The organism is Niallia endozanthoxylica (genome assembly GCF_008710145.1).
In the GTDB taxonomy this organism is placed as follows: Bacteria; Bacillota; Bacilli; order Bacillales; family Cytobacillaceae; genus Bacillus_BD; species Bacillus_BD endozanthoxylica.
The window spans coordinates 458,556-472,008 of the sequence record NZ_VYKL01000015.1; the positions used below are offsets into that span (position 1 = coordinate 458,556).

The 13,453-nt window shown below is 37.0% G+C and carries 12 protein-coding genes, 1 other RNA gene and 1 riboswitch; of the genes, 1 reads left to right on the forward strand and 12 read right to left on the reverse strand.

Features of this window, described 5'->3' with window-relative positions; translation table 11 throughout:
- Positions 1–2: 2 nt before the first annotated feature.
- Complete coding sequence (locus tag F4V44_RS09350; RefSeq protein WP_150439725.1) at positions 3–1,088, reverse strand: type III polyketide synthase; 1,086 nt, start codon at positions 1,086–1,088, stop codon at positions 3–5.
- 358 nt (positions 1,089–1,446) lie between these two features.
- On the opposite strand from F4V44_RS09350, the gene F4V44_RS09355 reads away from it, so the two are divergent.
- Complete coding sequence (locus F4V44_RS09355; protein WP_150439726.1) at positions 1,447–1,911, forward strand: chemotaxis protein CheX; 465 nt, start codon at positions 1,447–1,449, stop codon at positions 1,909–1,911.
- Between the two features lie 91 nt (positions 1,912–2,002).
- Here the strand turns inward: F4V44_RS09355 and F4V44_RS09360 are convergent, their stop codons facing one another.
- The 11 genes from F4V44_RS09360 to F4V44_RS09410 form a co-directional block, all read right to left on the reverse strand.
- Positions 2,003–3,328, reverse strand: coding sequence for a nucleobase:cation symporter-2 family protein (locus F4V44_RS09360; RefSeq protein ID WP_150439727.1), 1,326 nt, complete (start codon positions 3,326–3,328; stop codon positions 2,003–2,005).
- Positions 3,325–3,921 (reverse strand): xanthine phosphoribosyltransferase, encoded by a 597-nt coding sequence (locus tag F4V44_RS09365; protein ID WP_150439728.1) that lies wholly within the window; start codon positions 3,919–3,921, stop codon positions 3,325–3,327. Before F4V44_RS09365 ends, F4V44_RS09360 begins: the two co-directional genes overlap by 4 nt.
- A 164-nt stretch (positions 3,922–4,085) precedes the next feature.
- A riboswitch (purine riboswitch) is annotated at positions 4,086–4,187 on the reverse strand.
- A gap of 139 nt (positions 4,188–4,326) precedes the next feature.
- Complete coding sequence (locus F4V44_RS09370) at positions 4,327–5,847, reverse strand: carboxypeptidase M32 (protein WP_150439729.1); 1,521 nt, start codon at positions 5,845–5,847, stop codon at positions 4,327–4,329.
- A gap of 108 nt (positions 5,848–5,955) precedes the next feature.
- On the reverse strand, positions 5,956–7,908 hold the full coding sequence (locus F4V44_RS09375; RefSeq protein WP_191090614.1) for an ATP-dependent DNA helicase: 1,953 nt from the start codon (positions 7,906–7,908) through the stop codon (positions 5,956–5,958).
- Between the two features lie 318 nt (positions 7,909–8,226).
- The gene (locus F4V44_RS09380; protein WP_150439731.1) at positions 8,227–8,487 is read right to left on the reverse strand and encodes a hypothetical protein; all 261 of its coding nucleotides are present in this window, start codon (positions 8,485–8,487) and stop codon (positions 8,227–8,229) included.
- A gap of 126 nt (positions 8,488–8,613) precedes the next feature.
- Positions 8,614–9,753 (reverse strand): THUMP domain-containing class I SAM-dependent RNA methyltransferase, encoded by a 1,140-nt coding sequence (locus F4V44_RS09385; RefSeq protein ID WP_150439732.1) that lies wholly within the window; start codon positions 9,751–9,753, stop codon positions 8,614–8,616.
- Between the two features lie 181 nt (positions 9,754–9,934).
- Positions 9,935–10,322: RNase P RNA component class B (gene rnpB / locus F4V44_RS09390), an RNA gene on the reverse strand.
- 61 nt (positions 10,323–10,383) lie between these two features.
- Positions 10,384–10,683 carry a cell division regulator GpsB gene (gpsB, locus tag F4V44_RS09395; RefSeq protein ID WP_150440106.1) on the reverse strand — a complete coding sequence of 100 codons (300 nt, stop codon included), beginning with the start codon at positions 10,681–10,683 and terminating at the stop codon, positions 10,384–10,386.
- A 119-nt stretch (positions 10,684–10,802) separates the two neighbouring features.
- Positions 10,803–11,366, reverse strand: a complete 564-nt coding sequence (locus tag F4V44_RS09400; RefSeq protein WP_223881843.1) for a DUF1273 domain-containing protein — start codon at positions 11,364–11,366, stop codon at positions 10,803–10,805.
- 161 nt (positions 11,367–11,527) lie between these two features.
- Positions 11,528–11,833, reverse strand: coding sequence for a CotD family spore coat protein (locus F4V44_RS09405; protein WP_150439734.1), 306 nt, complete (start codon positions 11,831–11,833; stop codon positions 11,528–11,530).
- A 370-nt stretch (positions 11,834–12,203) separates the two neighbouring features.
- Positions 12,204–13,445, reverse strand: coding sequence for a ribonuclease H-like domain-containing protein (locus tag F4V44_RS09410; RefSeq protein ID WP_150439735.1), 1,242 nt, complete (start codon positions 13,443–13,445; stop codon positions 12,204–12,206).
- Between the last annotated feature and the right edge of the window lie 8 nt (positions 13,446–13,453).

Genomic DNA, 13,453 nt, shown 5'->3' on the forward strand with positions numbered 1-13,453 from the left:
ATCTAATCCCACCTAACTAACAATAATTCCGAACTAAAACCTGGTCCTAAAGCCGTACACAGCCCCCATTCACCTGAGATTGCTTTTTGTAAAAAGCCTTTTAAGACAAGCAGCACGGTTGCTGACGATATATTCCCATAGTTTCTTAACACATTAAAGCTGATTTCAATCATAGATGAATCCAATTGTAATGTTTTTACATAAGCATCCAGTACCTTTTTTCCTCCTGGATGGGCAATAAAATGATTAATTCTCTCCATCGAAAGTTGGTGCTCGTGTAAAAATTCTCCTACGATTGGCTTCAACCACTTTTCCACAATGACTGGAATATCCTTCGAAAAAACGACGTACAAGCCATCATTTTTCACTTCCCAACCCATTACATCAAGTGAATTACGCATTGTAGTCGATTGAGTAGCCAATATTTTGGGTATGGACTCTAAGGAACAAATGGACTCTGCTTCGACTTCATCTCCTGAAACAAGTACACATACGACCCCATCTCCAAACAATGATGTTCCGATTAGGTTACTTTTCGATAAATCGTTTGGCTGGAAAGTTAAGCTGCAAAGCTCGATAGCTAAAACCAGTACTTTCGCCTTCGGGTATGCTTTACAGTATTCAAATGCCCGTGATAATCCAGCCGCTCCACCAGCACAGCCTAAACCCCAAATTGGAATTCTTTTCGTTTTTTCCGAAAATGGTAGTACATTCATAATACGCGCTTCAATACTTGGCGTTGCTATGCCTGTACTGGTTATGAGGAAGATAGCCTCAATTTCCTCATATGCTACCTGTCTTTTTAAATACTCATGATTATGCAAACAATTTGAGATAGCCCTTGAACCAAGGTCAATAGCGCTTTCAATAAAAGCGTTATTTTTCTCAACAAATGGGTGATTGTGTTGATACCAGTCCAAATCTTTCACAAAATGCCTTTTTTCTACCTGCCCATGAGGGAAGACATGTAACAATCGATTAATATCTGGGAATGACTGATTAAAAAGCTGCTGTGAAAATTGCATGACTTCTTCTTGATGTAATACAACTGGCGGAAAGGCATCTCCAATGGATAAAATGGCTGGCATTTCATTTTCTCCTATCTTTTGGTTATGCTATTACTTTCTCCATTTATAGATCTAATATACTTTTTTGAAGTAGAGGTTAAGAGTGGCATGAAGAAATGGAGGCAAAAAAAATTCCCCATGTAAAATCTGGGGAATGAAAGTTTTGAAGGATTTTTTAATGTTGTGCACTTACACTTATAGTATAAACTATTTTAAAATACGCATCACCCAACAATTATTTCCATATTTATGTGTTACTCGTAAAAGAGACCTATATATTCATTCTATTTATAGTAATATTTTCACAAAATGTTGCGTTTCTTCTCTAAAAACTATGCTAAAATTGTCATTAGTTGATCGAACATTGGAGGAATAAGACATGCCATTGACAAAGCTTGCAACTGATATCTTACAAGGAACCAGTAACGCCGTAAAAGAAGTTCTTCCATTTGAGCTCTCAATAGAACAACCGTCCTTGTTGACTCAACCATATACACAACATTGTGTTGGAGTCCTTATTGGCATGACCGGTGATGTCAGAGGACGATTAATTATTGATGGAAGTGAGAAGACATTTGGCAAAATTGGTGAAGGGATGTTTGGCATGATGGTGGAAGGTGAAATGTTGGAGTCCTTTGCCGGTGAACTTGGGAATATGATTGCCGGTACATTATCCACATTTATCTCACAACAGGGACTTGAAATGGATATAACCCCCCCCACAGTTCTTGTTGGCCAAACAAAAATATATGGATTTGATAAAGCATACCGCTTACCCATTACTGTCCAAGGAGCGGGAACCGTTATCATCCTATTAATGATTGAGCAAGAATTAGAGAGATAAAAATAGAAACATTTATAAATACTTAACAATAAAAAACCCCTTAACTAGAAAATTTCATTTTAGTTAGGGGGTTTTTTATTTTAATATACTTTTACTTATTAACTGCCATGCTGGAATTATTTGTTTCCTTAATCTTGATAGCTGCCGGCTTCTTCTTCTTTAACTCATTAAAAATGATATTCATAATGATTGCTGTCAAACTTCCTGCAACAATTCCATTTTCAGTTAGAATTCGAATACTTTCAGGCATTTGCGCAAATAAACCAGGGACTGCAGTAACACCCATACCAAGTCCGACTGAACATGCAATAATCAGTAAGTTTTCCTGGGATGAAAAGTCAACCTTACTTAACATTTTAATTCCGTTCGCAAGAACCATTCCAAACATAGCAATCATTGCTCCGCCCAAAACGGCTGCTGGAATAACAGTTGTCAGTGCTCCAACTTTTGGAAGCAACCCAAGTGCCATCAGCATAAAACTCATCACAATGATAACTCTTTTCTCTTTTACACCTGTTAATTGTAAGAGACCAACGTTTTGCGAAAATGTTGTATATGGAAATGAATTAAATAAACCGCCAAGAATGATAGCCATTCCTTCTGCACGATACCCTTTGGCTAAATCGTTATCTTTTATTTCTTTATCACAAATATCTCCTAGAGCAAAATATACACCTGTAGCCTCCACAAGACCAACTAGCGCCACCAGAATCATAGTGATAATGGATGATAATTCAAAGGTCGGCATACCGAAGTAAAATGGCTTAATCATATGGAACCAAGAGGCATCCGCCACTGGTGTAAAATCAACTTGACCCATAAAATACGCCGCAACCGTTCCGAATATAATCCCGATTAAAATACTAATTGAACGAATAAAGCCAGTGAAAAAACGATTTACTACAATGATTATTAATAAAGTTCCAAATGCAAGTCCAATATTGGACAAACTTCCAAAATCAGGACTCCCCTGCCCACCTGCAACATTGTTCATGGCTACAGGTATGAGTGTAATTCCAATAATCGTAACAACGCAGCCTGTCACAACTGGCGGGAAAAATTTCACCAATTTGCCAAATGATTTAGCTACGACAATAACAAACAAACCAGAAACAATTATGGCTCCGTAAATGGCTGAAATTCCATGCTGGGTTCCTATCGAAATAATAGGAGCTACTGCCGTAAATGTACATCCAAGCACAACCGGCAGACCGATTCCAAAAAATCGATTGCTCATCACTTGAAGCAAGGTTGCAATCCCGCACATAAAGATATCAATGGAAACCAAATAAGTTAATTGTTCCACCGTCAGTCCAATGGCCCCTCCAATAATTAATGGAACAACAACTGCGCCAGCATACATGGCCAATACATGTTGAATACCTAAAGAAGCTACCTTTAATGGATGCTGGTTCATTTCATTACCTCCGCTGTTTTATCCGAAACAAATGTAACTTTTCCTTCTTCTAAGGAAGCAACTCTAGCTAATGATACGACTTCAAATCCTTTATCACGCAGAAGCTGTCCGCCTTCTTGGAATGCTTTTTCAATCACAATTCCAATCCCCGCAATATTCGCTTTTGCCTGCTGTACGATATCAATTAACCCTATTGCCGCCTGCCCGTTGGCAAGGAAATCATCAATAATCAAAACTTGATCATTTTCTGTCAAATATTTATTTGAAACAGAAATTTCATTTGTTTCATTTTTTGTAAATGAATGAACTTTTGCTGTTAATAAATCATTAATAAGTGTCATTGATTTTCTTTTTCTTGCAAATATTACCGGCACATTCATCTGTAGTCCTGCCATGACTGCTGGAGCAATGCCAGATGATTCAATGGTTACAATCTTCGTTATTCCTTTATCTGCAAAACGCTGTGAAAATTCCTTTCCAATCTCCAGCATGAGCACCGGGTCAATTTGATGATTCAAAAAAGAATCTACTTTTAGGACCGTGTTAGATAATACAATCCCTTCCTGCTTAATTTTTTCCTTTAATAACTCCATTGTTCTGTATTCCTCCTCTATGATGAATGGCCTAATCATCTACAAGCACCGAAAAGTCAAAAAAACACAAAAAAGCCTGAAAATCATTGCGTCACATCTAATAAAAATGAGTGAGGCAATGTCTTCAAGCATCCTAAGCAATATTAAATAAGCCTAGCACTTTATGATGACCATTGCTCACCCATAGTCAGACTATTTACGGTAGTCCGGTAGAAACTTACAGGCCATATTCCTGTGATTATATGAGTGAATAATATGAAACTAGTAACCATTATAACATCAATTTGTCATATTTCAATATAAATGGCGAATTATTTAATGCTTTTCAATAATAACGTTCGTGTTTAATGACATGAGTAAAAAGAACTCATTAAAGAGTTCTTTTCTCGCGCAATACGCCTAAAGCTATTCTAATTGATAAACCTGACTATACTTTTCTGAAAGGTATTGAATTAAATCGTTTGCATTCAAACCTTCACCAGTGACATCATGTAAAATTTCAAGCGGTTCTTTCATCTTCCCAAATTGATGGATATTAGCAGTAAGCCAATTTTTAATAGGCAGTAGATTTCCCTCTTCTAATAATTGATCAAACTGCGGTAATTCCTTCAGCATTGCTTGTTTAAATTGGGCAGCATACATATAACCTAAAGCATAAGAAGGGAAGTAACCAAAGCTCCCGCCTGCCCAATGAACATCCTGGAGCACCCCTTCTCTATCATTTTTAGGGCTTATTCCTAAATATTCTTCGTATTTTTTATTCCAAATTTGCGGAAGATCTTTCACTTCTATTTCTTCACTAAATAATCCTTTTTCAATTTCATAACGAATCATAATATGCAGCGGATATGTCAGCTCATCCGATTCAATACGGATAAGTGACGGCTTTGACTCATTAATTGCCCGGTAAAAAGTTTGAACATCAACATCATTAAATTGCCCATTGCTATATTGTTGCAGGGATGGATAATTCTTTTTCCAAAATGAAAGATGGCGACCAACAAAATTTTCATAAAATAATGATTGTGATTCATGTATTCCCATAGATGTTCCTGTACAAAGAGGTGTCCCCATTAAATCTGATGAGATGCTTTGTTCATAAAGAGCGTGGCCTCCCTCATGAATCGTGCCAAAAACAGCCATTCGAAAATCAGATTCATCGTACCTAGTTGTAATTCTAACATCCCCTTTATTTAGACCTGTGGCAAAGGGATGCACGGTTTCATCAAGTCTTCCAGCATCAAAGTTATAGCCCATTTGTGATAATATATCGATACTAAAGAGACGCTGATTCTCTTTTGGAAATGGTTGAAATAAAAATTCCGTTTTAGGTTTGTGTTTAGAATTGGCAATCTTTTGAACAAGCGGAACAATCTTCTCTCTTAACTCAGAAAATACACGATCTAATACCTCCACTGTCATACCCGGTTCATATAAATCAAGGAGAGTATTGTATGGGTGATTTTTATATCCCCAATAACGAATAAATCGTTTATTTGTTTCAACGATTTTCTCAAGATAGGGTCGAAACAATTGAAAATCCGCTTTTTCCCTTGCTTCTTCCCAGATTGATTCCGCCTGAGATAATAGAATGACATATTTTTTATACTCACTAGCCGGAATTTTGCGCTTATGTTCATATTCTTTTTTGCATTCTTTTATTAATTTTTTTGTTTTTTCCGAAATGACTGCTTGCGCTGCTTCAGTAGATAAGTTTGTTATGTATGAGGCCATTTCTTCTGATACTGATAGCTGATAGACATCCGATGACAAAATACCAACTACTTCTGAACGCTGCTGTACCCCTTGTCTCGGAGCTCCTGTGCGTAAATCCCAATAAATGAGACCAAGTGCTTCATTATAGGCATTGATTTTTTTTACATATTCGATAAACTTCTTTTCTTCTTCTAAAAACGTTTGATTCATAAATAGCCCTCCCTTTCATCCTCACATTGTATCATATTCCAATTAATAGACAGTTAATCCTATTGAACAAAAAATGACAACAGCTTAAGTCTGTTGTCATAGATAGTATTAACGATTCCATTCCCTTTGTTCAGTTGATATTTTTACCGGTAAAATAGAAAGTACAGCTTCAATCACCTGTCTATCCTCTTCTTTATTTATCAGGATGTGAACAATCCCTTTATCTTCATGCGTTCGAATCAATCGCCCGATTCCCTGACGCAAACGAAGCAGCATATAGGGTAAATCCACTTCAAAAAACGGATTTGAAACAGCATTGCGTTTTGCAGTGAACACAGGATCGTTTGGAGGAAACGGTAAAGAAAAGATAATGACATTTTCCAATGACTGTCCAGGTATGTCAAGTCCTTCCCATAAATGCAGCGAGCAAAGCACGGAATCCACTTCATTTTGAAATTGTGAAACAAGCGTGCTAATCTCCGCATCTCCCTCATAATAAATCGGAAAGGACAGCTCCTTCTCCTGACAAAACAATTTAAATGCAGTTAATTCTGTTGGTGTGGAAAATAATACAAGTGCTCGTCCATCTGTTCGCCTTATCTGTTCAAGTGTATAGAGACATTTTTCTGACAATGCACCGTGAGCAAACGCCGGCATTTTGATCATCATATTTTCTTCATAATCAAATGGTGATGCTACCTGACAAGAAAGATAGTGTTCAATTCCTAAGGAATGAGCAATATAATCAAATGACTTATTTTCGGAAAGAGTAGCGGAAGAGAAAATATATGGCTTTCTAATAGAAAATACTTCTTCCTTCATAATCTCTTGTACAAGCCGAGGCATGATGACTAATGTTCTTTCTCCTTCATAGTCTTCAAGCCAGGTAATGCCAGTCAGCTCTTTTAAAAATAATGATAAAGAATAGGATATTTGTTCAAGATATTCCTCAACAATCTTTAATTCGTACTCATTAATTGTATACATTTCACTTTCGAAAACAAGCTCCTCTTCAAGAGTGTTTATAAGTGAATGCAATTGTTTTCCATTTGCAATGACAGCAGCATTTTTTTCAATAGTAAGCTTATCAGACCCTTCATTAAAATAAGCAGACTGTTTCAACTCATAAAAGAATTGCTCATTTTGTATAAGCAGGTCCTCAATGGTGTAAAGTGTGTTTTCCCTTACATCATTTGCCATCAGCTTTGTTAAAAGTATTTCAAGAATCCGTTCGCTAAACCGGTATGTTAATGCCTTTTGACTAGCAAACTCCAATAAATGTCCTTCGTCAAACACAACACATGAATGTTCAGGCAAGAGCGGTAATTGTCCTTCCCGTTTTCGTGATTCCTTTGTCCAAATATGCTCCATGTAAAAATCATGTGAGCATATAATTAAATCCTTCGAATGTCGGTACCAATCCCGATGTAAAGTTTGCCCGCATCGATGTCTGTTTTCACAAGTAAAGCAGTCTTCAAGTGAATCCCAGCCAATTTTCGCCCACTGTTCATCTGTTAATTCAGGATAATCCTTTCGATCACCATATTTTTCAAAGGTTTGTAAGGATTGGCTTCCATGTATAAATTCAGGAAGACGATCATGGATGATATGAAAAGCTTCTTCATCGCTGCTAGTGATAAGTTTGTCGAGTTTATTCAGACATAGGTATTGATCTCTCGATTTAGCTAGTCTTACGTCTATATGTAAAGATAAGGCCTTTTCAATTTTGGCAATATCTCCTTCTTTTTTCACAAGCTGCTCTATTAATGTTTCATCTGCGCATGCAATAATAGCGGGCTGATTTGTGTACCTTGCATAGCAGATGGCATATAAAAGATAGACAATGGTTTTTCCTGTTCCAACTCCTGCTTCGGCAAACATAACTGTTTTTTCTTTAAACGCCTTTTCGAGTTGAAATGCCATATAAATTTGTTCATCTCTTAATTCAAAACCTGCTTCGGGAAGCCTATCATAAAAAACATCCCCAATCCATTCGCCTAATTTCTCAAAAAATGATTCCGTTTTTGATAGTTCAAAAGGTATCCGATTCTGCAACGTCATTCCTCCAAATTATAATAGCGAAAGCGCCTTTCGATGAAAGACGCTTTTTCACAACTGTCTTATTATAACAAACAGTTAACATGAAATACATTTTTTTCTGGTTATGTTAACGAATAATGTTGTTAAGTCAGATTTTTGACTCATCCGTGAGAAATGTCCATTTCTCACGCCTTTCAGCTATGCTGAAAGGTTGCTATATGGTTAGGAAGTGACAGGAGAAAATGAATTTTCTCCTGTCACTTCCTAACCATATAGCTTTAGATGAGTCAAAAATCAACAATGTTAGTAAACAAAACTTTTTCTTAAAACAAACTGCCTTTACATTTTATTACTTTGCTTATCGTAATCATGTCCATTACGGAGATTTTTACCGCCGCTATATAGGCCGGAAGCTGACAATCCTACCATAAGACCAACAATAATGCCTTCTTTTAACGTATCTAAATAGAAGATACCGAAGAACAAACCAATTGCTACAGCTACTATTGGTGAAAATTGCACAGGTAAACCTGCTTTTTTTATGATTTCAACCATTCCAATGATAAGCGGGATAACAACTAAATGTAAAAATTCATACATATGATTCCCTCCATTCTACCATTTCTAGTAATACTCATAGTACATATTACTCGGCTTGGACAAGAATGGAACGGCATCTATACAATCTTTTCATCTATTATTTAGTATGCAGCCGCTTTATATTTCTCAATTTTCACGCGGAGGTCTTTTGCCCCAGTATTGATAATAATCCGTTCGGATAAATCCGTTAAAGAGCTTCCGTTTTTTTGTTGTCTTTTTACCGAAATAAGTTTCAAATTCTTCTTCAGATGTCAGCATATAAATGGACCAAGTATCTAAATTAGAAAAAGCCTGACCCATTTCTCTATACATTTGATGTACTGCCGCTTTCTCTCCTAATCGTTCTCCATATGGTGGATTTCCTACCAAAACTCCATACTCTTTTTGCGTCGTGAAATCCTGTACGCGCATTTGTTTATAAGTGATAAGATCCCCAAGACCAGCTTCAAAGGCATTTTCTTTAGCAATATTGACAAGACGGTGATCAATATCAGATCCGGTAATATCTAATGGCTGATTATACTTAGCAAGGTCCTCCACCTCAACTCTAGCATCATCCCAAACCTTTTGATCAATCCAATTCCAGCTTTCCGAAACAAATTCACGATTAAAGCCTGGAGCAATATTCTGTCCGATTAACGCTGCTTCAATCGGAATCGTGCCAGAGCCGCAAAACGGGTCGACAAACGGACGGTCTGGTGTCCAATTTGTTAGGAGTACTAAGGCCGCAGCCAAAGTTTCCTTTAATGGGGCTTCCCCTTGCCCAACTCTATAGCCTCTTTTATGGAGACCACTTCCACTTGTATCAATTGTTAATAAAGCTATATCCTTATGTAAAGCAACTTCAATTTTAAACAGCGGACCATTTTCTTCGAACCATCCGTTTTTTTTATAATGATGCTTCATTCGTTCAACAATTGCTTTTTTTACAATAGCCTGGCAATCAGAGACACTAAAAAGCTTTGATTTAACCGATTTACCTGAGACAGGGAATTCTGCATTTTCCGGAAGAAACTTCTCCCAAGGTAAAGCCTTTGTTTTCTCAAATAACTCATCAAAGCTTGTAGCCTTAAACTCCCCAATCTTTAGCTTCACCCGGTCTGCTGTTCGTAACCAAAGATTGCTTTTCGCAATGGCTCTTTCATCACCTTGAAACGTAATCCGGCTGTTTTCAACTTGACATTCATATCCTAATTCCCGTACTTCCTTTGCAACAATGGCTTCAAGACCCATTGCAGAAGTAGCTATCAATTCATAATTCGCCATGTTTTCACCCTTACCAATCGCTTAATTGTATAACAGTATCTATGTATTCTTATTTTCCGCTATATTTATTTAGTGTAGCCCAAAAACACTGTTCAAAAAACGAATTTGAGCATCTTCTATTATTAAGAAAAGCTCTCCTTCTCGGGAGAGCTTGTGAATATTGTATCAGACATTAATAACGTTCTATAAGCCATGTTTTGTTCCTTTGTACTGCAAGCGACCCTAAGTCTTGTACTCAGGTGGTAATCATCTATCTACAGATGATACATCATCCGTCCTTCTCTTCGTTCATTTCCTCTGAGAAAGTGCCCCTACCATAATTTGGGTTTCTCGCTCGCGGGGTTTACCTCGTTCCACCCTTTTCATTTCTGAAAAGGCTACGTCACTGTGGCACCTTCAAGGTATTCATACCATATCTAGTTAGACTTAGGTATTTTCCCTGCCGTCAGCCTGCAAGCAAGCTGCCCTGGCTTATGAATTCGCCAGGCACGAACACTACAGACATCTCAGTCTGTGCGAGCATGGACTTTCCTCTGCACGATTAAACCGTACAGCGATTACCCGAACGCTATTAATGATCACAAAATACATTATAATAAAACTTCATATTAATAACAATAGCAATAATAGTTATTCGTACAATTTACTTCCAAAAACATGCTTTTCCAGATTCGATAACCGTTTCAAAATATCAAAGTTAGTTGTACCGGCAGTTTGCGTTGTCGGCCGCTTCGCAGCATCTTCTACTTGTTTTCTCAAACGCATATTTTCCTGCTGCAATTCTTCGATTTCCTGATGAAAGGTTTCATAATCCTTTATGATAAGATCAAGAAACTTATCTACATCTTCTGGTTTATAACCTCTCATGGCTGTTTTAAATTCTTTCTCCAATATATCCTTTGCCGTCAATTTCACTTTATCAGCAAGCATCATTCTCACCTCAACCATAGCCCATGTAATGTATATTTTTTCAAAAATATGTGTATTTGTCAATTTTTCTTTAATAACAGGCTATTTCATAGCTAGTTATTGACCTAACAGCCTTTTAATTAAAAGCCATCTTGATCCCATTGTTCTTCTTCTGCCAAGAGTTGCAGATCTAAAAATTGTATGATGCGAATCTCATATTCATGACTTTCCTGATAGCGTTTTGCCATATTGTAGATAAATTGAGGGCTGCCTATTTTTTCAAGATCATAAAAAAGCAGCATTATATCACTTTTTTCAATATGAAATTGGTTTTTCATACGAAATTGCCATGGTTTTTCATATGGCCGATGGGAAACTGAATCGACAAAATCGGCTTCCATTAGAATCGATTCATACCATTCTTTATTAGACTCACTCCAGGATGCCTCTTGCTCAAGAAAAGGTGTAATGATAGCCAGCTTTAAATCAGGATATTCTGTTTCCCTCAGTTCATACACCACTTCTGCTGCCCAAAGTTCTGTTCCAAGCTGTCCTGAAATTAACACCCATTCAAGTCCTTCCTCAAGCATACCCTTTAAGCAATTGTGAATCGCCTTTTTTATGTATGGAACGGCTGGATGATTATTCTTAAAAATACCGAGTTCGAAGGGTTTATACCCTGAAACTGCTGCAACCTTTACCAATTCCCTCCCACCTATTCTCCTTAAAATATAGCTAACTAATTTCATGTCATTTTCTCTTACTGTTTCATGACAATACAGCTTAGATGAGTCAAAAATCAACCATGTTAATAAACAAATCTTAAAGAAAAAACAAGGGCTGCTAGCGGCCCTTGTTTTCATTACTATCTAAAAAATCCAGGTCTTGGTCTAAAACCAGGAGGCCGATAGCCAGGAAATCCTGTTGGGCCAAAGCCAGTTGTCGGTGCAGGCGGCGGACCCGGTACAGGACCGATGTCTGTTTTTGTCACCTCATTCACAAAAGATTGAGTATGAGGAAAATGATGCTGATATTGATAGTTTGTATGGTGAACATTCGTTGTATGTGAAGGATGAACAACTGGAACGATGATATTTTCATTACTATGATTTACACAACATTTTGTCGGACAAACAATTGCTGGTAAAACTTTTGTCGGTCTGCAATACATATTATTTTCTCCTTTCATCATGAGTTTATCTTACATTAATAACCTATGATAATCGGAGATATCTTGTACTAATGAATACACCTAAATTTGTGTACTCATTGTTTATTAAATCATTTTCCCAATTTTACCCATCCTAAAATATTGCATAAAAGTTATCTTTAAAGCTTGTAAAAATAATGGCAGTTAAACCAATAACAACAAAAAAGAGATACAAAATAGCTTTATACATTGTTTCCCGCCTCACTCATTTATATCTTATAAATCCAACAATTTATTATTTTACTCTCTAGCGGGACGACAAACAACTGTAAATTAACCTATATGGCAGAAAAAAATAATCATGACACCTTTTAGACAAAACAATTTGCTTTCATTGTCGTTTTCTCTTCAATCGATTCAATCTTTTCAGTAGTTCTTCATATAACCGATCATTTTGATTGCTGTAAATCTCTAATGCCTTTTCTGTAAAATATATAGCTCTATCCACATTTTTGCAGCGATGCTCGAATATTTTGGCTAATTCAATACAAGCATCCATTTGAATACTTGTATTACCCTGATCTGCGACATCTTCCCAGATACGGACAGCCTCCTGCCAATTTTGTTTCTTTTTGGCTTGAAAGGCAAGGGCGTGCTTCGCCTTTACCGCTTCTGCCTCATTTCCTTCTGACAGCTTTGAAAATACTTTTTCTGCGGCATCTGTTTCTCCAAGATAGGAATACCATCGGCCCACTTCAAAGCTTTCCTTTTTTGTCTGCATTTGATCAATACCTAAAAGCTGAAAGGATAGGTGAGTATATAGTGTTATTAATGATAAAATATCCTTTTCATTATGTTGAAGAATGCCAATCAAACCTTCTGGATGTTGTCTTTCGACAAAGTCAAAATAAATCATTGGCGCTAAAAAACCAGGTACGTCATCAACTCTTTCAAATGCTAATACTTCTTTTTCAACAATTGAAAGTTTAACACTCTCCAGCCGATGTTTCCATATTCTTCTAGAGGCATGATATAGATCAAAATGTCCAAATGGCGGCAGCTTCGGGACATGCTCCCTTATCAGCGTATGTCTTGTTTTAACCTGCGGCCAATCAAAGGCCTTTCCATTGTAGGTAACCATTTTTGCATAATCTATATTCTCTAAAAAACTTAAATACAGCGGTACTTCAGAACCAGGCTGGGGTAAAATATGCTGCTTCAAGACAATTTCCTTACCGTTAAAGCTTGCATGTCCAAGTAGAAAAATAGTATTTCCCGCCCCGCCGCCGAGTCCTGTTGTTTCCGTATCGAAAAAAAATAATTCATCAGGTTGATGACCTTTAGCAGACAACGGATGCGTGAGACTGCGGTCGTTCCATGCATCTACCGCAAGCAAATAATCAGCAAAACGGTATTTACCATGCTGTGTCTCAAGCGGATACGTTACTTCTCTGATTAAACAATAATCAGAATCTGTATAATAAGGATATACCCCGGCCTGCTTCCAAATATCAAGAAACGGAATGTCCTCCCTTTTTGTAATCAATGAAGAAGGAGGTGTTTCTATTCTTTGCGTATTTGTCTTCGTTGTCATATGCGATTTTAAGCGATTCAATTTATTTTTAATAGACATGATTTATT

Coding starts and splice junctions, on each gene's coding strand:
- F4V44_RS09405 (WP_150439734.1), bottom strand. CDS start 11,833: ATGTATTGCAGACCGACAAAAGTTTTACCAGCAATTGTTTGTCCGACA.
- F4V44_RS09350 (WP_150439725.1), bottom strand. CDS start 1,088: ATGCCAGCCATTTTATCCATTGGAGATGCCTTTCCGCCAGTTGTATTA.
- gpsB (WP_150440106.1), bottom strand. CDS start 10,683: ATGCTTGCTGATAAAGTGAAATTGACGGCAAAGGATATATTGGAGAAA.
- F4V44_RS09370 (WP_150439729.1), bottom strand. CDS start 5,847: ATGAATCAAACGTTTTTAGAAGAAGAAAAGAAGTTTATCGAATATGTA.
- F4V44_RS09355 (WP_150439726.1), top strand. CDS start 1,447: ATGCCATTGACAAAGCTTGCAACTGATATCTTACAAGGAACCAGTAAC.
- F4V44_RS09360 (WP_150439727.1), bottom strand. CDS start 3,328: ATGAACCAGCATCCATTAAAGGTAGCTTCTTTAGGTATTCAACATGTA.
- F4V44_RS09365 (WP_150439728.1), bottom strand. CDS start 3,921: ATGGAGTTATTAAAGGAAAAAATTAAGCAGGAAGGGATTGTATTATCT.
- F4V44_RS09385 (WP_150439732.1), bottom strand. CDS start 9,753: ATGGCGAATTATGAATTGATAGCTACTTCTGCAATGGGTCTTGAAGCC.
- F4V44_RS09375 (WP_191090614.1), bottom strand. CDS start 7,908: ATGACGTTGCAGAATCGGATACCTTTTGAACTATCAAAAACGGAATCA.
- F4V44_RS09410 (WP_150439735.1), bottom strand. CDS start 13,445: ATGTCTATTAAAAATAAATTGAATCGCTTAAAATCGCATATGACAACG.
- F4V44_RS09380 (WP_150439731.1), bottom strand. CDS start 8,487: ATGTATGAATTTTTACATTTAGTTGTTATCCCGCTTATCATTGGAATG.